This is a genomic window from Microbacterium sp. zg-B96, assembly GCF_030246865.1.
Classification (GTDB): domain Bacteria; phylum Actinomycetota; class Actinomycetes; order Actinomycetales; family Microbacteriaceae; genus Microbacterium.
In genome coordinates this window covers 405,310-424,975 of record NZ_CP126738.1, presented here as the reverse complement: position 1 = coordinate 424,975, position 19,666 = coordinate 405,310, and the positions used below count along the sequence as shown (strand labels likewise).

Annotated in this window: 15 protein-coding genes; 5 read left to right on the top strand and 10 right to left on the bottom strand. The window is 72.0% G+C overall.

The window, feature by feature from the left end; translation table 11 throughout:
- The first annotated feature begins 176 nt into the window (after positions 1-176).
- Positions 177-4,940, top strand: a complete 4,764-nt coding sequence (locus QNO11_RS01860) for an ATP-dependent helicase (protein WP_257509032.1) — start codon at positions 177-179, stop codon at positions 4,938-4,940.
- A complete protein-coding gene (locus QNO11_RS01855) occupies positions 4,933-5,706 on the top strand; it encodes a DNA-formamidopyrimidine glycosylase family protein (RefSeq protein ID WP_257509031.1) in 774 nt (257 codons plus the stop codon). Before QNO11_RS01860 ends, QNO11_RS01855 begins: the two co-directional genes overlap by 8 nt.
- Here the strand turns inward: QNO11_RS01855 and QNO11_RS01850 are convergent.
- Together QNO11_RS01850 and QNO11_RS01845 are read right to left on the bottom strand one after the other, a co-directional pair.
- Positions 5,697-6,029, bottom strand: coding sequence for a LysR family transcriptional regulator (locus tag QNO11_RS01850; RefSeq protein ID WP_285169594.1), 333 nt, complete (start codon positions 6,027-6,029; stop codon positions 5,697-5,699). The two genes, QNO11_RS01855 and QNO11_RS01850, sit on opposite strands and share 10 nt — an antisense overlap.
- Positions 6,030-6,082: 53 nt before the next feature.
- Positions 6,083-6,715, bottom strand: a complete 633-nt coding sequence (locus tag QNO11_RS01845; protein WP_257509030.1) for a YitT family protein — start codon at positions 6,713-6,715, stop codon at positions 6,083-6,085.
- A 94-nt stretch (positions 6,716-6,809) separates the two neighbouring features.
- On the opposite strand from QNO11_RS01845, the gene QNO11_RS01840 reads away from it, so the two are divergent.
- The 3 genes from QNO11_RS01840 (at position 6,810) to QNO11_RS01830 (ending at position 8,878) form a co-directional block, all read left to right on the top strand.
- The gene (locus QNO11_RS01840) at positions 6,810-7,217 is read left to right on the top strand and encodes a transferase (RefSeq protein WP_257509029.1); all 408 of its coding nucleotides are present in this window, start codon (positions 6,810-6,812) and stop codon (positions 7,215-7,217) included.
- A 188-nt stretch (positions 7,218-7,405) separates the two neighbouring features.
- Entirely contained in the window at positions 7,406-8,005 is a 600-nt protein-coding gene (locus tag QNO11_RS01835) for a LysR substrate-binding domain-containing protein (RefSeq protein WP_257509028.1), read from the top strand.
- A 147-nt stretch (positions 8,006-8,152) separates the two neighbouring features.
- Positions 8,153-8,878 carry a glutamine amidotransferase-related protein gene (locus tag QNO11_RS01830; RefSeq protein WP_257509027.1) on the top strand — a complete coding sequence of 242 codons (726 nt, stop codon included), beginning with the start codon at positions 8,153-8,155 and terminating at the stop codon, positions 8,876-8,878.
- Between the two features lies 1 nt (position 8,879).
- Here QNO11_RS01830 and QNO11_RS01825 read toward each other — a convergent pair whose 3' ends face one another.
- The 8 genes from QNO11_RS01825 to QNO11_RS01790 form a co-directional block, all read right to left on the bottom strand.
- A complete protein-coding gene (locus QNO11_RS01825) occupies positions 8,880-9,689 on the bottom strand; it encodes a TspO-related membrane protein (protein WP_257509026.1) in 810 nt (269 codons plus the stop codon).
- A 57-nt stretch (positions 9,690-9,746) separates the two neighbouring features.
- Positions 9,747-11,504, bottom strand: a complete 1,758-nt coding sequence (gene treZ, locus QNO11_RS01820; protein WP_257509025.1) for a malto-oligosyltrehalose trehalohydrolase — start codon at positions 11,502-11,504, stop codon at positions 9,747-9,749.
- On the bottom strand, positions 11,501-13,876 hold the full coding sequence (treY, locus tag QNO11_RS01815) for a malto-oligosyltrehalose synthase (protein WP_257509024.1): 2,376 nt from the start codon (positions 13,874-13,876) through the stop codon (positions 11,501-11,503). Before treY ends, treZ begins: the two co-directional genes overlap by 4 nt.
- Positions 13,873-16,083, bottom strand: coding sequence for a glycogen debranching protein GlgX (glgX, locus tag QNO11_RS01810; RefSeq protein ID WP_257509023.1), 2,211 nt, complete (start codon positions 16,081-16,083; stop codon positions 13,873-13,875). The genes treY and glgX overlap by 4 nt, the downstream gene beginning before the upstream one ends.
- Positions 16,084-16,156: 73 nt before the next feature.
- On the bottom strand, positions 16,157-16,651 hold the full coding sequence (locus QNO11_RS01805) for a glutaminase (protein ID WP_257509022.1): 495 nt from the start codon (positions 16,649-16,651) through the stop codon (positions 16,157-16,159).
- A gap of 42 nt (positions 16,652-16,693) precedes the next feature.
- Positions 16,694-17,548, bottom strand: a complete 855-nt coding sequence (locus QNO11_RS01800; protein WP_374113817.1) for a transposase — start codon at positions 17,546-17,548, stop codon at positions 16,694-16,696.
- Positions 17,549-17,582: 34 nt separating this feature from the next.
- Positions 17,583-18,266: a GTP pyrophosphokinase gene (locus QNO11_RS01795; RefSeq protein WP_257509020.1), complete on the bottom strand. Its 684-nt coding sequence runs from the start codon at positions 18,264-18,266 to the stop codon at positions 17,583-17,585.
- Positions 18,267-18,329: 63 nt separating this feature from the next.
- Positions 18,330-19,655, bottom strand: a complete 1,326-nt coding sequence (locus QNO11_RS01790) for a xylulokinase (protein ID WP_257509019.1) — start codon at positions 19,653-19,655, stop codon at positions 18,330-18,332.
- Between the last annotated feature and the right edge of the window lie 11 nt (positions 19,656-19,666).

The window sequence follows — 19,666 nt, the reverse complement described above, 5'->3', positions numbered from 1 at the left end:
TTCCCCCACTTGGCAAAGATCCTCCAGGCTAGCGGTCCGGTGGGCGAAAGGCCAGAGTCGGATGCCGCGGCATCCGCCCCCCTCCCCGGCACGTGGGGAGATCGAGGGAGGCGCAGGGACGGATGCCGCGCGTCAAGACCCGCCCGATTGTCGGCGGCCTGGTCGAAGATGGAGGGATGAGCGACGTGCTCGAGCGATTCGGTCCTGCCACGCAGGACTGGTTTCGCGGCGCCTTCCCCGAGCCGACGAACGCCCAGATCGGCGCGTGGGAGGCCATCTCGCACGGCAAGCACGCCCTCGTGGTGGCGCCCACCGGGTCGGGCAAGACGCTGTCGGCGTTCCTGTGGGCGATCGACCGCATCTTCCACGAGAAGCGTCCGGCGGATGCCACGGCCACCAAGCCGCGTAGCCGCCGCCGCGAGCCGAACCCCGGCACCAGCGTCCTGTACATCTCGCCGCTGAAGGCGCTCGGCGTCGACGTCGAGCGCAACCTCCGCTCCCCGCTGGTGGGGATCGGCCAATCCGCGCGGCGGCTGGGGATCACCGTGCCCGATGTGACCGTCGGCGTCCGCTCCGGCGACACCCCCTCCGGCGACCGCCGCAAGCTCGTGGCCGACCCACCCGACATCCTCATCACGACCCCCGAGTCCCTCTACCTCATGCTCACCAGCCAAGCCGGGCTGACCCTCCGCAACGTCCACACGGTGATCGTCGACGAGGTCCACGCCGTCGCGGCCACCAAACGCGGCGCGCACCTGGCCGTCAGCCTGGAGCGGCTCGAGGCCCTCCGCCAGGAGCACGCCGAGGATGCCGCGAGCCTCGCGCCCGCGCAGCGCATCGGCCTGTCGGCCACCGTGCGCCCGATCGACGAGGTGGCCCGCTTCCTCGGCGGCGCCGCACCCGTGGAGATCGTCGCGCCGCGAGCGACGAAGGCGTTCGACCTGTCGGTCGTGGTCCCCGTGGACGACATGCTCAACCCGCCGCCCCCGCCCGGCACTCCCGACCAGACGGACCCCGCCGGCGGCGAGGACACCGACTGGTTCGCCGGCGACAAGCGCGGCGGAACCCCGGGCGCAGGCTCGACCGAAGTGACCGGATCGGTGTGGCCGCACGTGGAGGAGGCGATCGTCGACCGCATCCTCGCGCACCGCTCCACAATCGTCTTCTCCAACTCCCGGCGGCTCGCGGAGCGGCTCACCGGCCGGCTCAACGAGATCTACACCGAGCGCCTCGGGCTGGAGCTGCCCAACCCCACAGTTCCCGCGGCCGTGATGGCGCAGGCGGGCGCGACAGCAGGCGGCGCGCCCGTGCTGGCCAAAGCCCACCACGGCTCGGTGTCCAAGGAGCAGCGCGCCCAGGTCGAGGACGAACTCAAATCAGGCATCCTGCGTTGCGTCGTGGCGACCAGTTCGCTCGAGCTCGGCATCGACATGGGGGCGGTGGACCTCGTCATCCAGGTGGAGGCGCCGCCGTCGGCCGCCTCCGGGCTGCAGCGCGTCGGGCGCGCCGGGCACCAGGTCGGCGAGGTCAGTCGCGCCGCCCTGTTCCCCAAGCACCGCGGCGATGTGCTGCACACCGCGGTGGTCACCGAGCGCATGCTCGCCGGCCAGATCGAGGCGATCGCGGTGCCGCAGAACCCGCTCGACATCCTCGCGCAGCAGACCGTCGCCGCCTGCGCCACCGGGGCGATCGACGTGGAGGGCTGGTTCGAGACGGTGCGCCGCAGTGCGCCGTTTCGCACGCTGCCGCGTTCGGCGTACGAGGCGACCCTCGATCTGCTCGCCGGCCGTTTTCCGTCGGACGAATTCGCGGAGCTGCGCCCCCGCATCGTGTGGGATCGCGACCAGGGCACGCTGACCGGCCGCCCCGGCGCGCAGCGCATCGCCGTCACCAGCGGCGGCACCATCCCCGACCGGGGGCTCTTCGGCGTGTTCGTCGCCGGCGAGACCCGCAACGCCCGCGTCGGCGAGCTGGACGAGGAGATGGTCTACGAGTCGCGCGTGAACGACGTGTTCACCCTCGGCACCACCAGCTGGCGCATCGTGGAGATCACCCACGACCGGGTCAACGTCGTGCCCGCGTTCGGTCAACCGGGCAAGCTGCCGTTCTGGCACGGCGATGGCCTGGGCCGACCCGCCGAACTGGGCGAAGCGCTGGGCAAGTTCTCCCGGGAGGTCTCGGCGGCGCCGCATGAGAAGGCCGTGGCGCGCCTGACGGAATCCGGCCTCGACGACAACGCGATCGCCAACCTGCTGGGCTACCTCGCCGAGCAGCGCGAGGCCACCGGGAGCCTGCCGACCGACCGCACCCTCACCGTGGAACGCAGCCGCGATGAGGTCGGCGACTGGCGGATCATCTTGCATTCCCCGTACGGCATGCATGTGCACGCACCATGGGCGCTGGCCGTCAACGCCCGCATCCGGGAGCGCCTGGGCGTCGACGGTGCCGCTGTCGCCAGCGACGACGGCATCATCGCCCGGGTTCCGGATGCCGCGGCGGAGCCACCCGGCGCCGACCTGTTCGTCTTCGACGCCGACGAGCTGGAGCAGATCGTCACCGAAGAGGTGGGGGGCTCTGCCCTGTTCGCCTCCCGGTTCCGCGAGTGCGCTGCCCGGGCGCTGCTGCTGCCCCGACTGAACCCCAACAAGCGCGCGCCACTGTGGCAGCAGCGACAGCGCTCGGCGCAGCTGCTGGAAGTCGCCCGCCGGCATCCGACCTTCCCGATCATCCTCGAGACCCTCCGCGAGGTGCTGCAGGACGTCTATGACCTGCCCGCACTGCTGCGCATCGCCCGCTCGATCGGTGACCGCCGCATCCGGCTGGTCGAAACCGACACCTCCCAGCCGTCGCCGTTCGCCCGGGATCTGCTGTTCGGCTACGTCGGTGCGTTCATGTACGAAGGCGACTCGCCGCTGGCGGAGCGCCGGGCCGCCGCCCTGTCGGTCGACCCGGCGCTGCTGGCGGAGCTGCTGGGCAAAGTCGAGATGCGGGAGCTCCTCGACCCCGACGTGATCGCGCAGTTCGAGCGCGAAGTGCAGCGGCTGGACCCGGAGCGGCGGGCCCGCGGCGTGGAGGGTGTCGCGGACCTGCTGCGCCTGCTCGGTCCATTGGATGCCGCCGAGGTGGCCGACCGCCTCGACGCCGAGACCGACGCCCTCACCGAGGCGACGGCGCACCTGGATGCGCTCATGCAGACCCGGCGCGCGATCCGCGTGTCGATCGCCGGCACCGAGCGCGTGGCGGCGATCGAGGACGCCGCGCGGCTGCGCGACGCCCTCGGCACCGCCCTGCCGGTGGGCCTTCCCACGGCGTTCCTGGAACCCGTCGCCGACCCACTGGCCGACCTCGTGGCCCGGCATGCGCGCACGCACGGCCCGTTCCGCGCGTCGGAGGTCGCCACCCGGCTCGGCCTGGGCATGGCCGTCGCGCGGCAGGCGCTGCAGCGGCTGGAATCGCAGGGGCGGGTGACGAGCGGCTTCTTCCTGCCGGAGGCGCCGCGCGGCAACGGCGACGGCCACCCGACCGACGAGGGCGACTGGTGCGACACCGAGGTGCTGCGACGCCTGCGCATGCGGTCGCTGGCCGCCATCCGCGGCAGCGTGGAGCCGGTCTCCCCCGAGGCGTACGCGCGGTTCCTGCCGGTATGGCAGCACGTCACCCGGCCACTGGACGGCATCGACGGGGTCGTCGCGGTGATCGAACAGCTCGCCGGTGTGCCGATCCCGGCCAGTGCTTGGGAGTCGCTGGTGCTGCCCTCCCGAGTGCGCGATTACGTACCCGGCATGCTGGACGAACTCACCGCGACCGGGGAGATCCTCTGGTCCGGTCACGGGTCGCTGCCCGGCCGGGACGGCTGGATCGCGCTGCACGTCGCCGACACCGCCCCGCTGACCCTGCTACCGCCCGACGACGACATCGCCGAGGCCCGCGAGGGCGATCCCGATGCGCCACCGCACTCCGTCGAGGCGCGCATCGTCGCCGCGCTGACCGGCGGCGGCGCCTACTTCGCTTCGCAGCTGCGCCAGCTGACGGATGCCGAGACCGAACAGTCCGTCATCGAGGCGCTGTGGAACCTCACCTGGCAGGGCCTGGTCACCAACGACACGTTCGCCCCGGTGCGGACGCTCCTCGCCGGCGGGTCGCAGGCCCACCGCACCGCACGGCGCACCCCGCGGGCGCGGCTGTATCGCGGCATGGCCATCCCCCGCCCCGGTGCCACACCGCCGCGTCCCCCCGCACTGGGCGGCCGGTGGTCGCTGCTGCCGGCGCCAGAGCCCGACGCCTCCTCGCGCGCGACGGCGACGGCGAGCCTGCTGCTGGACCGCTACGGCGTCGTCACGCGCGGCAGCGTGCAGGCCGAGGGCGTGCCGGGTGGCTTCGCGCAGACCTACCGCATCCTTGCCGGCTTCGAAGAAGCCGGCCACTGCCGCCGCGGCTACGTCATCGAGAAGCTCGGGGCGGCGCAGTTCGCCGCGTCGGCGACCGTCGACCGGTTGCGGGAGTTCGCCGGCCTCTCCGACCCTGCTCCCCTCACGACCGTGACCCTCGCCGCGACAGACCCCGCCAACCCCTACGGTGCGGCGCTGGCCTGGCCGGCGCTGGAGGGCGTCACCCACCGCCCCGGCCGCAAGGCCGGCGGCCTGGTCGTGCTCGTCGACGGCGCGCTGACGCTGTACCTGGAGCGCGGTGGCCGGTCGGCGCTGACGTTCACCGACGACGAAGCGCAGCTCGCCGCCGCCGCCGCCGACCTCGCCGCCACCTCCCGCACGCGGCGGCTGGACACCCTCACGATCGAGCAGGTCAACGGCGAGTTCGTGTACGGCACGGCCGTCGGCCGGGCCCTGCGCGCAGCCGGCTTCGTCGAGGCCACCCGCGGGCTCACGCTGCGCAAGGTCACCGCAGCCGCCGGCTACCGGCAGGGAGCGGCGGCGGATGCCTGAGGGCGACACCGTGTTCCGCACCGCGCAGCGCCTGCACGAGGCGCTCGCCGGCCGCGAGATCACCCGCTTCGACATCCGCGTGCCCGGCAGCGCCACCGCGGACCTGCGCGGGGAGACGGTGAGCGAGGTCGTGCCGCGCGGCAAGCACCTGCTGCTGCGCGCGGGCGGTGCAACGCTGCATTCGCACCTGAAGATGGAAGGCGAGTGGCACGTGTACCCCGCCGGCGGCCGGTGGCAGCGCCCCGGCCACACCGCACGGGCGATCGTCGGCAACGAACGGGCGGATGCCGTCGGCTTCGACCTCGCGATGGTCGAGGTGCTGCCCACCGCCGATGAGGAGCGCATCGTGGGCCACCTCGGACCCGACCCGCTCGCCGGCGACTGGGACCCGGCCGAAGCGGCGCGGCGCGTGGCGGCCGACGACCGCCCGGCGCACGTGGCGCTGCTGGATCAGCGCAACGTCGCGGGTCTGGGCAACGTCTATGCCAACGAGGTGCTGTTCGTCCGCGGCATCCTGCCCACCACCCCCGGCACCGCCGTCGACGCGACCGGCCTCATCGACACCGCGGCACGCATGATCCGCGCAAACCGGGACCGCTCGCGCCGCGTCTTCACCGGCGACGCGCGTCCCGGGCGGGGGATGTGGGTCTACGGCCGGGAGGCCAAACCCTGCCGTCGGTGCGGCGCGCTCGTGCAGGCCGCGTCGCTCGGTGCGCGCCCCACGGCGCAGCGCAACGTCTTCTGGTGCCCGAACTGTCAGCGGTAGCGGCCGGCGCCGCGGGCCGACGCAGCCACGGTGCCCTCGGTGCCCTCGAGGCGCTCGTCGGTGGCCTTCGCCGCGGCGGACCGGAATGCCTCGACGGCCTCGAGCATGGCGCGGGCGTGCGGCAGCAGGGTGCGGCCAAGGGCGGTCAGCCGGACCTCGTGGTAGTTCCGCTCGAACAGCTCCGCGCCGAACTGCGATTCCAGCAGCTTGATCTGCCGGCTCAGCGGCGAGGGGCTGATCCGCAGGCGCTCGGCCGCGCGGGCGAAGTGCAGCTCCTCAGCGACCGCGACGAAATACCGCAGCCGAGTGAGGTCCACATCCATGCCCGCTCCGTTTCGGACGGCATCCTCACCGCAACGCCACCTTAGCGGCCGGGTCAACGCCCGATGTACCGACCAGGGCGGTGATTGAGCGCCAGCACGAGGTTCAGCAGCACGGCGCCGAGAGCGCTGAGCACGACGTTCGGCCAGGGCACCACCAGCAGCCCCGCGACCACGACCAGCAGATCGAAGATCATCAGCGTCCAGCCGGCGCGGAAGCCCGTGGCATCCTGCAGGATCAGCGCGATGACGTTGAACCCGCCCAGGCTCCCGCCGTGGCGGAACACGATGAGCAGGCCGATGCCGGCCATGAGGTTCCCGGCGAGGGCGCCGTAGACGGGATCGAGGTATTCGATCGTGAACAGCCGCTCGTGGACGACCGAGAACGACGACACCAGACCGATCGCGATCACCGTGCGGGCCGTGAACGCCCAGCCCCGCTTCCACACCGCCAGCACCGCGAACGGCACGTTGATGACGGCGAACAGCAGCCAGAACGGCCAGCCGGTGGCAAAGCCCAGCAGCAGCGACAGCCCCGCCGTGCCGCCGGTGACCGCCTCCGATGCGTTCAGCAGATACAGCCCGAAAGAGGCCGCGAAGGTCCCGCTGAGCATGCCGAGTACATCCTCGGCAACGCTGTGCTCGGTGGCCTTCTTGTCGAAGACGAGCGAGGGTCCGGTCTCTGTCACTGATCCATCCTCGCAGGCGCTGAGGGGCGGGAATGAATCCCCAGAGGGCTGCGTTGTCATTGATTCGGCACCGAAAGGTGCCCAGGAGGTGACTGTGGGAAAGAACTACGTCGACATCGAGAACGACCGAGGCGAGACGCTGCGCTACCGCAAGCACGTCAACGGCCGTGGTCTGATCGCGCACGGCGCGAAGGTGCACGCCAGTGCACTCGTGGAAGCGGGCGCCTACGTCGAACCAGGCGCGGAAGTCGCCGCCGGCGTGCGCATCCGTCGCGGTGCGTGGATCGAACCGGACGCCGTCATCGGTCCCAATGTCGAGATCGCTGAGCTTGCCCACGTGGGCTCCGGAGCCGCGATCGGCGCCGGTGCGAAGATCGGCATCCGCACGTCCGTGGGCGCGCACGCGCGCATCGAGCGGGGATCCCTCATCGGCGACGGTGAGATCGTCGCCGATGGCGAGCGAGTCGCCACCGACCGCCGCGGACTGCGCCTGGCCGCGTAGCGCCCTCACCGCAGGGCCTGTGGCCCTTCGACCGCGTGCCGCTGATGCGGGCGGGTTACGCTCGGGGGATGGCACGCAGCGGCACTCCCCGACCCGGCCGGGACCCGCACCACCAGAGCAGGCGGCCCGCCCCGGCGAAACCGGCGCGACGACCGGCGCGTCCGGCCCTCGCGCCCGAGCCGCCGCGCGTGGCTCCGGGTCCGTTCCGCCTCGGCGTCATCCCCGGTGCAACGCCGGGCAAGTGGATCGACCTCTGGCAGCAGCGCATGCCGCACAATCCGCTGATCCTCGTGCCGCTGCAGGTCGCCGAGCAGCGCGACGCGCTCATGTCGGCATCCGTCGACGCTGCACTGGTGCGTCGCCCGATCGACGCCGAAGGGCTGCACGTCATCCCGCTGTACGACGAGGTCCCCGTCGTGGTCTGTGGAGCGGAGTCGCACCTCACCGCCGCCGACGAGCTCACCCTCGACGACCTGGCGGGTGAGATCGTGATCACACCCCGCGACGACGTCCTGCACCTGGAGGTGCCGCGCGCGGTCGCCCCGAGCTTCGCCCCACCCGAGAACACCGAGCAGGCGATCGAGACCGTCGGTGCCGGCGTGGGTGTCGTGATCGTGCCGATGTCGCTGGCCCGGCTGCATCAGCGTCGCGACGTCGCCCACCGTCCGCTGCGCGACGGCCCGCTCTCACCGGTCGCGCTGGCGTGGCCGGTGCAGGCGACCACCCCGCTCGTCGAGGCGTTCGTCGGCATCGTCCGGGGCCGCACCTCGCAATCCTCCCGCGGCTGAACCGCCGGCTCCGGGGACCGTGCCCCCCAGACACCAGTCCCATGTGAAACGACGGGTCATCGACGATGCCGGTGCGTTCGGATGCCCCGGCCAACGCGTCCGGCGACTCCCAGCCGATCGCGCGGAGCGCGGCCATAGAATCGCGGCATGCGTCCCCTGGCCTATGTGTGTGTGCGACCGCAGGCGGGCGCCGCCGCGGGCGAGTACGAATCCTTCCGCGCAGCGATGCGACAGGGCGACCTGGCCCAGCTGGATCTGGTGCGCGAGGCGCTCCCCGACGACGTGTTCGAGCGGTACTCCGGGTTCGTCGTCGGCGGCAGCCCGTTCAACGTCACCGACCCCGAGTCGACCAAGACAGACGTGCAGCGTCGTGTCGAGGCGGAGATCGAGCGTCTCGCCGCCCGCGCCGCGGCCGGCGAGACGGCGGGGATGTTCACCTGCTACGGCGTCGGGATCGTCACCCGCATGCTCGGCGGCGAAGTGACCCGCGGCTTCCCGGAGGACACCGGCCCCACGACGGTCACCCTCACCGAGGCCGCCGCCCACGATCCGCTCTTCGGCGCACTGGCGAACCGCTTCACCGCCCTCACCGCACACAAGGAGGGTGCCGGCACGCCGCCGCCGGGGGCGACCCTGCTCGCGACGAACGACGCCTGTCCGGTGCAGGCGTACCGCGTGGGCGAGAACCTCTATGCCACGCAGTTCCACCCCGAACCCACCGGAGCGGCCTTCGCCGAACGCATGGCGATCTACCGGGACGATGGCTACTTCGATGCCCGGGACTACGACCTCATCGCGCAGCGCGTGCTTGCGGCACCCCTGACCGAGCCCAGCCGGCTGCTCCACGCGTTCGCGCGCCGCTTCGGCCAGTGACTCAGCTGCGGTTGCTGGCGAAGCGCACGGCCGTGACGATGATCGGCACGATCACCACGACGCCCGCCGCGATCCACGCCGCAATCGCGATCGGCTCGCTGGCCGGCTGATCGACCCACCGACCGACCCCGATCCAGACCAGCCCCCATCCCATCGCCAGCCCCGGCGCGATGCGGCCGCGTCCGGCCAGTGCGATGGCCACGCCGACGAGGGCGACCACGACGATGACGGCGATGCCGAAGGCGGTTGCCGCCTCCGCCCAGTCCGCCGGCACGATGCGGGTGAGCCAGGCCGAGCTGTTGGCGACAGTGGCCAGCGCGACCCAGCCCAGGTGCAGGCCGACAGTGAGGTCGGTCAGCAGCGCCTGGCGCAGGCCGCGCGGGGGGCGCTGCACCGCCAGGTGGTAGGTCCAGCCGAGCGTGGCCAGCAGCAGCACGATGACCAGCACCGTGAGCGGAAGGGTGGTGAACTGCGCCGCGACCAGCCACAGGCCGTTGAGCACTGCCGTCGCGGCGATCCACCAGCCCAGCAGCCGCTGTCGCCCGTCGGCGCGTTGCGACGGCAGTGCCTGCCACACCGCGTAGCCGACCATCAGCACGTAGATGACGGTCCAGATCGAGAACGCCTGGCTGCCCGGGGCCAGGTAGGACCCGTCCGCGGCCAGCGCCCCGTCCTGCAGATCCTGCACGGGGGTGCCGCCGAGCACGCCGACGCCGACCACCGCGGCGATCAGCATGAAGCTGATGGCGCTGATCACGCCGATCTGGCGCACGAGATCGGCAGGACGCCCCGCGGTGCTCCGGTCGGTCATCCTCCTACGGTAGGCGCACCGCGCCGCCCGGGCACGGGGTTGACAGGTTCAGGTGGGTCACGCCGGCGGCGGACCGATGATCACCGCACTGTCGGGAGCGACGGTGAGGATGCCGTCGGCCGGCGTGGCGGACGCCGCGGCATCCGTCGCCAGCAGCACCGTGTCATTCAGGCCCGCCGAGGCGTGCCAGGGCTCCTGCGACAGGTTCACCAGCACCGTGAGGGCGCCGCGACCGAGCCGGAAGCGCCGGCCGCCGGCGATCTCCACGGCATCGGCCGACAGCGCACCGAAGGCGGGATCGGTCAGTTCCGGCCGTTCCCGGCGCAGCCGCGCGAGGTCGCGGTACAACTGCAGGAGCGTGCGATGCGGGGCAGATGCCGCCTCATCCGTGGCGATCTCCGACCAGTCCAGCTTCGAGCGCTCGAACGTGGCGGGGTCGTTCGGGTCGGGCACGACCGACTCGTCCCAGCCCATCTTGGCGAACTCCTCGGTGCGCCCCTTCGCGGTGGCCTTGGCCAGCCACTCCTCCGGGTGGGAGGTGAAGAACTGCCACGGTGTGGTCGCTCCCCACTCCTCACCCATGAACAGCATGGGGGTGCCGGGGGCGGTGAGGGTGAGCACCGCGGCGATGGCGAGGCGCTCGGGCGACAGCGTCGCCGAGAGCCGGTCGCCGGTGGCCCGGTTGCCGATCTGGTCGTGGTCCTGCGCGAAGGTCACCAGGCGCCAGGCCGGCACCTCGGCGGGGATCGGATGCCCGTGGTCGCGTTCGCGGAACGACGAGAAGGTGCCGTCGTGGAAGAACCCGCGCGTCCACACCTTCGGCAGCGCCTCGATCGCGGCGAAGTCCTCGTAATAGCCCGTGGTCTCCCCGGTGAGGGCGACGTGCGCCGCGTGGTGCCAGTCGTCGCTCCACTGCGCGCTGAGTCCGTAGCCGGCCGCTTCCCGCGGCAGGATGAGCGTCGGGTCGTTCATGTCCGACTCGGCGATGAGGGTGAGCGGACGGCCGAGGTGCGCCGACAGCGCGTCGGCGCGTTCGGCGAGTTCACGCAGGATGTGGGTGGGGCTGTCGTCGAGCAGTGCGTGGACGGCATCCAACCGCAGCCCGTCGACGTGGTAGTCCTGCAGCCACATCATGGCGTTGCGCAGGATGTACTCGCGCACCTCTTGCTGGTCGAGGTCCAGGCTGTCGCCCCACGTGTTGCGGCTCGCGTCGCGCAGATAGGGCCCGAACTCCGGCAGGTAGTTTCCGGACGGGCCGAGGTGGTTGTACACGACGTCCTGCACCACGGCCAGGCCCGCCGCATGCGCGGCATCCACGAACCGCTGGTAGGCCACGGGCCCGCCGTACGCCTCGTGCACGGTGTACCAGAGCACGCCGTCGTAGCCCCAGTTGTGCACCCCGTTGAAGCCGTTGACCGGCAGCAGCTCGACGTGGGTGACGCCGAGCTGCACCAGGTGGTCCAGCCGCCCGATGGCGGCATCCAGCGTGCCTTCGGGGGTGAAGGTGCCGATGTGCAGTTCGTAGATCAGGCCGCCGGCCAGCTGGCGGCCGGTCCATGCCGAGTCGGTCCACTCGAACGACGTGGGGTCGAAATGAGCGGATGCCGCGTGCACGCCGTCGGGCTGTCGCCGCGACCGCGGGTCGGGCCGCAGCGCCTCGCTTTCGCCCAGCACGAAGCCGTACCGCTCCCCCTCATCGAGGTCGACGTCGACGGTCCACCAGCCGCCGTCGCGCACTGCCAGCTCGAGGTCGTCGGTCCCCGGTCGGCGAAGCCGCACTCGCTGCGCCCGCGGTGCCCACACTTCCACGCTCATCGCGCGTCCCCTTTCCCCATGGTCAAAAGCGCGACGGGGTAGGTCGCCAACAGCGAGGACAACGGGACCGTCCCGCCCGCGACGCTACGCCCGGTCAGCGCGTCACGCCAGGTGCCGGCGGGCACCATCACCGCGGTGTCGTCCCAGCCGCCGCGTCGCTGCAGCCCGACGGGCAGACGAGTGGCCACCGTGATCGCGCCGCCGCGGTCGAACGCGACGACGTGGGCGGATGCCGCACCCACCGCTTCGACCGGTCGGTACCGGTCGAACAGCTCGGGACGGTCGCGGCGCAGCCGCAGCGCGCGGGAGACCAGCAGCAGCTTGGCAGCCCCGGTGGCATCCACTGGCGCCGCCCAGCCGTCGTCGAGGCGGCCCAGCAGCTCGCGGCGCTCGGCGAAGTCGACGGCGCGGCGATTGTCGGGGTCCACCAGCGACGTCTCCCACAGCTCCGACCCCTGATAGACGTCGGGGACGCCGGGGGCGGTCAGCTGCACGAGCTTCGCCGCGAGCGAGTTGGACCAGCCGGCGGCGGAGATCTCCGCGACGAACTCCTCGACCAGCGGTCGGGCCTGGGTGAACGCGGCATCCACCACGGCGTGCATGCGCTCCTCGAACGCGGCATCCGGACCCCACCAGCCGGTGCGCTCGGCCGCCTCGCGGGCGGCCTTCTCGGCGTACGCGTGCAGGCGCTCGGGGGTCGCCGGCCATGAGCCGACGATCGCCTGCCACAGCAGGGCGTCGAAGGGACCGTGGCCGGTGGATGCCACCGCGCGAAGGCGCTCGAGCACCTCGGCCCAGCGGTCGGGGATCTCCGCGAGCACCGCGAGGCGCGCGCGCACGTCCTCGCCGCGCTTGGTGTCGTGCGTCGACAGCGAGGTCAGCTCGTGCGGCCAGTGCGCTTGCCGACGCGCGAACGCGGTGTGCAGCCCCTCGACGTCGAGCGCGAACACCGACGGGTCCCCGCCCACCTCGGTGAGGGTTCCCAGGCGAGTCATGCGGTAAAACGCGGTGTCCTCCACGCCCTTGGCCATGACCGGTCCCGTGGTCTGCATGAACCGGCGCGACAGCTCGGTGCCGGGTTCGCGCACCAGGGCGGCCAGCTCCCGCGCGAGCCGGGCCAGGTCCGGGCGGCGGCGTTCGGTCTCGGCGACGGCGTGCTCGAGATGCTCCACCCCGGCCGGCAGATACGAGCGGTACACCGGGTAGTTCGCCAGCAGTTCGGCCAGCGCGTCGGTCACGGCTGCGTCGTCCGCGTCGATACCGGTGTCCAGCCCCGCCAGCACCCGCACCAGCCGGGCGATCTCAGCCTGCTGGATGGTGTCGGCGATCATCCGCTTCGTGTCGTGCACGAGGTCGGCGTAGCTGGTCAGCGGCGCCACCCCGGTCTCGGCGCGCAGTGCGTGGTCGATCCGGTTCAACCCCACTTCGCCCTGGGGGTCGATCAGCACGCGGTCGACCTCGGCCATCGCGTTGTAGCCGGTCGTGCCGGCGGTCTGCCACCAGCCCGGCAGCGCCTCGGCGTGGTCGGTCGCGGCGTGCTCGAGGATCTTCTCCACCAGCACATAGACCCCGTCGGTGGCCTCGGCCAGCCGGTCGAGGTAGCCGCCGGGATCGGCAAGACCGTCCGGGTGGTCGATCCGCAGGCCGTCGACGAGGCCGTCACGCACCCAGCGGAGGATCTCGACGTGCGCCTGGTCGAACACCGCGGGCTGCTCCACCCGCACCCCGGCGAGGGTCGTGACGGCGAAGAAGCGGCGGTAGTTCAACTCTGCCGCCTCCCGGCGCCAGAACATCAGTTCCCAGTGCTGACGCGCCAGCACTGCGGCCACGTCGGCCGGGTCGGAGCCGTCGAGCGACCCGGGCGCCAGCGGAAGCGCGTGATCGTGATAGCGCACGAGTCCGGCATCCGCGTCGACGACGAGCTCACCGGCGGCGAGGACCTCAGGCAGTTCGGCGCCGAGGATCGGCACCCGCACCCGGCCGCCGCCGTACTCCCAGTCGATGTCGAAGGCGTCGGCGTGCGCGCTGCCCCGGCCGTGGGTCAGCACATCCCACCACCACGGGTTCTCGGCAGGCTGCGAGATTCCCATGTGGTTGGGGACGATGTCGACGAGGATGCCGAGACCTGCTTCCCGCGCCGCGGCCGCGAACCGGTCCAGGCCCGCGGCGCCGCCGCGGGCGGGGTCCACCTGGGTCGGATCGACGACGTCATAGCCGTGATCCGATCCGGGCGTCGCCTTCAGCAGCGGCGACAGGTACGCCCAGTCGACCCCGAGGTCGCGCAGGTAGCCGGTGAGCTCTGCTGCGGCATCCAGGTCGAACGCGGGTCGAATCTGCAGCCGGTAGGTCGAAGCGGGGTGCGCCTCGGTCACCGGCCCACCTCGCCCTTGGGCGCGGCGCTGGGGATCTCGTCGATGATGCCGGTGTTGGCCGCGAGCGACGCTGACACCGAGTGGTCGGCCTCCACCTCCGGGAGCGAGTGCTCGCGCAGCACGACCAGCGACTTCGGCTGCACGACGATGTCGTCGCCGGGGTCGACGGGGTCGCTGTCGGCCATCGTGCCCGCCGTGTCCACGAGTACGTCCCAGCGCGGGCTGAACTCGACGTCGGGGATGTGGAAGTCGACGGTCTCGTCGCCGGCGTTGAACAGCACGAAGAAGTGCCGGTCGCTGATCGGCTCACCGCGGCGGTCGCGCTCCTTGATGCCGGCGCCGTTGAGGAACATGCCGATCGCGCGGCCGAACCCGGAGTCCCAGTCCTCGGGCTGCATCGCGGTGCCGTCGGGGCGCATCCACACGATGTCGGGCACCGGCTCGCCCTCTGCGCGGCGCACCGGGCGGCCGTTGAAGAACCGGCTGCGGCGGAACGCAGGGTGCTCGCGGCGCAACCTCACCAGGGCGCTGGTGAACTCCACCAGCGGCTGATCGATGGCGTCCCAGTGCACCCAGGTCAGTTCGTTGTCCTGCGCGTAGCCGTTGTTGTTGCCCCGCTGCGTACGGCCGAGCTCGTCGCCGTGCAGCAGCATGGGCACGCCCTGGCTCAGCAGCAGCGTCGCGATGAAGTTGCGCTGCTGACGGGCGCGCAGCGTGAGGACCTCGGGGTCGTCGGTGGGGCCTTCGACGCCGAAGTTGTAGGAGCGGTTGTGCGATTCGCCGTCCCGGCCGTCTTCACCGTTGGCGTCGTTGTGCTTCTCGTTGTACGACACCAGGTCGCGGAGGGTGAAGCCGTCGTGGGCGGTGACGAAGTTGATGGATGCCACCGGGCGGCGCCCGGAGTGCTCGTACAGGTCGGCCGAACCGGTGACCCGGGACGCGAACTCACCCAGGGCCTGCGGCTCGCCGCGCCAGAAGTCGCGCACCGTGTCGCGGTACTTGCCGTTCCACTCCGTCCACTGCGGCGGGAAGTTGCCCACCTGGTAGCCGCCGGGGCCGATGTCCCACGGTTCGGCGATGAGCTTGACCTGCGAGACCACCGGATCCTGCTGGACGAGCTCGAAGAACGCCGCCAGCCGGTCGACGTCGTAGAACTCGCGGGCGAGCGTGGCCGCCAGGTCGAAGCGGAAGCCGTCGACGTGCATCTCCAGCACCCAGTACCGCAGCGAATCCATGATCAACTGCAGCGTGTGGGGGCTGCCGACGTTGAGGCTGTTGCCGGTGCCGGTGTAGTCGGTGTAGTACCGCTTGTCGTCGTCCTCGAGCCGGTAGTACGCCTCGTTGTCGATGCCGCGCATCGAGAGGGTCGGGCCCAGGTGGTTGCCCTCGGCGGTGTGGTTGTAGACCACGTCGAGGATCACTTCGATGCCGGCGGCGTGCAGTGCCCGCACCATTCCCTTGAACTCCTGCACCTGCTGGCCGTGAGCGCCGGAGGCGGAGTAGGTGTTCTGCGGCGCGAAGAACGCGATGGTGTTGTAGCCCCAGTAGTTGGACAGGCCCTTGTCCTGCAGGGTCGAGTCGTTGACGAACTGGTGCACCGGCATGAGTTCGATCGCGGTGACGCCGAGCTTCTTCAAGTGCTCGATGATCGCGGGGTGCGCGATGGCGCTGTAGCTGCCGCGGATCTCCTCCGGGATATCAGGGTGCAGCTGGGTGAGACCCTTCACATGCGCCTCGTAGATGACCGACTCGGCGTAGGGGGTCTTCGGCTGACGGTCGCCCGACCAGTCGAAGAACGGGTTGACCACCACGCCCTTCATCATCGTTGCGGCCGAGTCTTCGTCGTTGCGGCCGTCGGGGTCCCCGAACGGGTACCCGAACACCTCCTGGCCCCACGTCACCTCACCGTCGACGGCCTTGGCGTAGGGGTCCAGCAGCAGCTTGTTCGGGTTGAACCGCTTTCCGGACGACGGGTCGTACTCGCCGTGCACGCGGTAGCCGTAGCGCTGACCCGGCTGCACGGTGGGCAGGTACGCGTGCCACACGAACGCATCGACGTCCACGAGCTCGACGCGCGTCTCTTTGCCGCGGTCGCCGAACAGACACAATTCGACGCGCTCGGCCCCCTCACTGAAGATGGCGAAGTTCGTTCCATTACCGTCGAAGGTCGCACCGAGGGGATAAGCGGATCCAGGCCATGTCTGCACCTCGGCAACACTAGTCGGCGCGTGTTACCGCGAAACGCCGCTTGACAAACGCGCGGACAGTCCCCGTTCCCGTTCAGGACGAGCGCAGCGGTGGGCGCCGCAGCAGCTCGATGTGCTCGGCGAGATAGCCCTCGAGCGGCCGGTACCCGCCGGCTGCGCTCCAGCGCACGCTGGGCACGTCGCCCTGCAGCGCGAGCGGGCCGGATGCCTCGCCCCGTGCGACCGCGTCGAGGTCGAGCATCCGCCAGCCGATGTGCACGACCGCCCCCTCGGTGAAGCCGCCGCGGAAGGCGGCCGCCTCGAGCTCGGCGCGTTCGCGCTGCGACTGCGCGGTGTAGCCGCGTCGCACCTCCCACCGCGCCCGCACGATGTCGCCGGTGGCCAGCACCGCGTCGTCGGTCAGCAGCAGCACGCCCAGGTGCCAGGCGTCGCCGGCCGGCACGATGCGCGCAGCGCGGGAGATGCCGAACACCCGCCGCCCGGGCAGGTGCGTCCCGAGCCGATCGCGGGAGAGCCCTGCCAGGCGGGAGCGGGCGTCGGCGAACAGGGTCGAAAGCGCAACGCTCATGCGTCTTCCTCCTGCTGTTCGTCGTCTTCCCCGGACCACACCCTAGCCACGCGCGGTCACGCTCTCGACGGCCTGCTGCGCGCTGTCGGCGCCGCGGCGGGCGGCGCGGGCGGCCTCCGCGGCATCCGTTCGCTCGGCTTCCACGCTCGCCACGGCGGAGTCGGCGGCGGCGGCATCCGCCTGCACACGATGAAGGTCTGCCTGCAACTCCTCGACGCGCTCCGCCAGGTGGTCGGCACGCTCGCGCGCCTTCGTCAGCGTCGCCTCGACGCGGGCGAGCCGGCGTTCGGCCTCGGATGCCTCCCGCTCCGCCTCCCGCAGCGCCTTCTCCGCGGCGCGGCGGGCACGGCGTTCGGCAAGGTCGTCGCGCGGCGGCGGGGCGGGGCGCTCGGCGACGCCGGGGATCGTGCCGCCGACGGCGTCGTCGAGGTCGACCGGGTCAACGCCCGTGGCCGACAGCGGCCTGACCAGGCGCCCGGTGAGCACGGCGGCGGCGGCTGCGGCATCGCGCACCGCGGCATCGATCGTCGACTCGATCTCGAGGGCCGCCGCGGCGCTGACGGCGACGCCGCGGTCGCCCGCCAGTCCCGCGGCTCGGCGCGCGAGCGCGGCGACCAGCGCCCGCCGTTCGCGGCTGAGGCGGGTGAGCTCGGCGGCATCCAGGTCGTCCTGCGCCTCGCGCAACGCCGCGGCGAGGTCCAGCGCCTCGCCCAGCTGTCCCTCCGCCACCAGCAGGTCGACGGCGTAGGCCGACACGACCGGTTTGCGCAGTGCGCGGATGGCCTTGGCCAGCTCGCCCGACGCCGCAGCCGCGCGGGCGTTCCGGGCGGCGGTGAACTCCGCCGGCGTCAGCGCATACAGCTGCGCCGCCACTTCGTCGAGATCCTCGTGCGCCACGCGCCCCATTCTGCCCGGGCGCGAGCGGGTCCGCTCAGACCGGCCGGACCACCGGCCCGCGGCCGGGGCCGTGCAGCTCGAGGTGCAGGCGCTGCATCCGCTCGTCCAGCGCGGCCGCCGAGTCGGCGGCATCCTTCAGTTCGGCCAGCAGCGAGTCGGGCACCTGCCGGTCGTACTTGTAGTAGATCTTGTGCTCGAGGCTGGCCCAGAAATCCATCGCGATGGTGCGGAACTGGATCTCCACCGGCACGTGCACCGGACCGGTGGACAGGTACACCGGCACCTGGACGATCGCGTGCAGGCTCTGGTACCCGTTGGGTTTGGGTTCGGCGATGTAGTCCTTCACGGCGATCACGGTGATGTCGGACTGCGCGGTGAGCAGGTCGAACAGACGGTAGGCGTCGGCGCGGAAGCTGCAGGTGATGCGCACCCCGGCGACGTCGGTGATGTTCGCGCGGATGGTGTCGAAGTCGGCGGCGATGCCCTTGCGCACCACCTTCTCGACGAGGCTGTCGGGCGACTTCACCCGGCTGGTGACGTGCTCGATGGGGTTGTACGCGTGCATATTCGCGAATTCGTCGCGCAGGATCGAGATCTTCGTCTCGACCTCCTGCAGCCCGAACCGATACTCCAGCAGGAACCGCTGCAGGTCGTCGCGCAGGTCGCGCAGGTCCTGGGTCGACAGTGACAGATGCTCCTGGCCCGCGGGGTTCGCCATGCCCTCGACCCTAGGGCCGTCGTGTAGGCGCGCGCTGTGAACCCGCCCGTGCCGATTCGCCCGCTAATGGGGCGCGACGAGGGCGGCGGCCTGGCGGGCGGCGCCGAGGGCGACGTACTCCCCGGGCTCGGGGACCTCCACCGGCATCCCGAACACCAGCGGCGCGATCGTCCGCACCGCCTCGGACTGCGCGCCGCCACCGATGAGCAAGGCCCGCTCCAGCGGCACGCCCAGTCCGCGCAGCGCGTCCAGTCCCGCCGCGAGGCCGCCGAGCATCCCCTCCACGGCGGCGCGGGCGAGGTTCTCCCGCGTGGTGGATGCCAGGGTCATGCCGGCCAGCGACGCCGTGGCATCCGGGAGGTTGGGGGTGCGCTCCCCCTCGAAGTACGGCACCAGCCGCAGGCCGGCGGCGCCCGGCTGCGCGGCGAGCGCGAGCCGGGACAGCTCGGCGTGATCCACCCCGAGCAGCCGCCGGATCGCCTCGAGCACGCGGGCGGCATTGAGGGTCGCCACCAGTGGCAGGAACGCGCCGTCGGCGCTGGCGAACCCGGCCACGGTGCCGGTGGCATCCACCGTGCGCTCGGCGCTCACGGCGAAGACCGTCCCACTCGTGCCGATCGAGACGACCACGTCGCCGGTGCGCGCACCCGCGCCCAGCGCCGCCGCCGCGTTGTCGCCGGCGCCGGGGCCGACCAGCCGGCCGTCGGCGTCGCGCACGCTCTCGCCCGGCCCGAGCACCCGCGGCAGCACCGCGTCGTGCCCGAGCGCGGCGATGAGCAGGTCACGGTCGTAGTCACCGGTGTCGGGGTTCCAGTACCCGGTGCCCGAGGCGTCTGACCGGTCGGTCACGAGCTCATCGAGCACCGGGCCCCGTGGCGACCGGCCGGTGGGGCCGAAGCCCCGCAGGCGCCACGTGAGCCAGTCGTGCGGCAGGGCGACGGCCGCGACGCGCGCGGCGTTGTCGGGTTCGTGGTCGCGCAGCCAGCGGAGCTTGGTGATGGTGAAGGATGCCACCGGCACGAGCCCCGTCCGCCGGGCGAGCTGGTCCGCCCCGAACTCGGCGATGAGGTCCGCGCCGGCCTGGGCCGAGCGGTTGTCGTGCCACAGCAGGGCGTCGCGGACGACGCGTCCCTCGCTGTCGAGGGCGACCATGCCGTGCTGCTGCCCGCCGATCGCCCACGCTGCGACGCCGTCGGGGTCGCCAGGCGCACCGAGCCCGCCGGCATCCGTGATCGCTGACTGCAGCGCCTGCCACCACGCCTCCGGGTCCACGGACGTGCCGTCGGGGTGCGCGGCGCGGCCCTGGTGCACGATCGCGCCCGTTGCGGCATCCGTCAGGACGACCTTGCACGACTGCGTCGACGAATCGACGCCCATCACGAGTGCCACCAGCGGCCGCC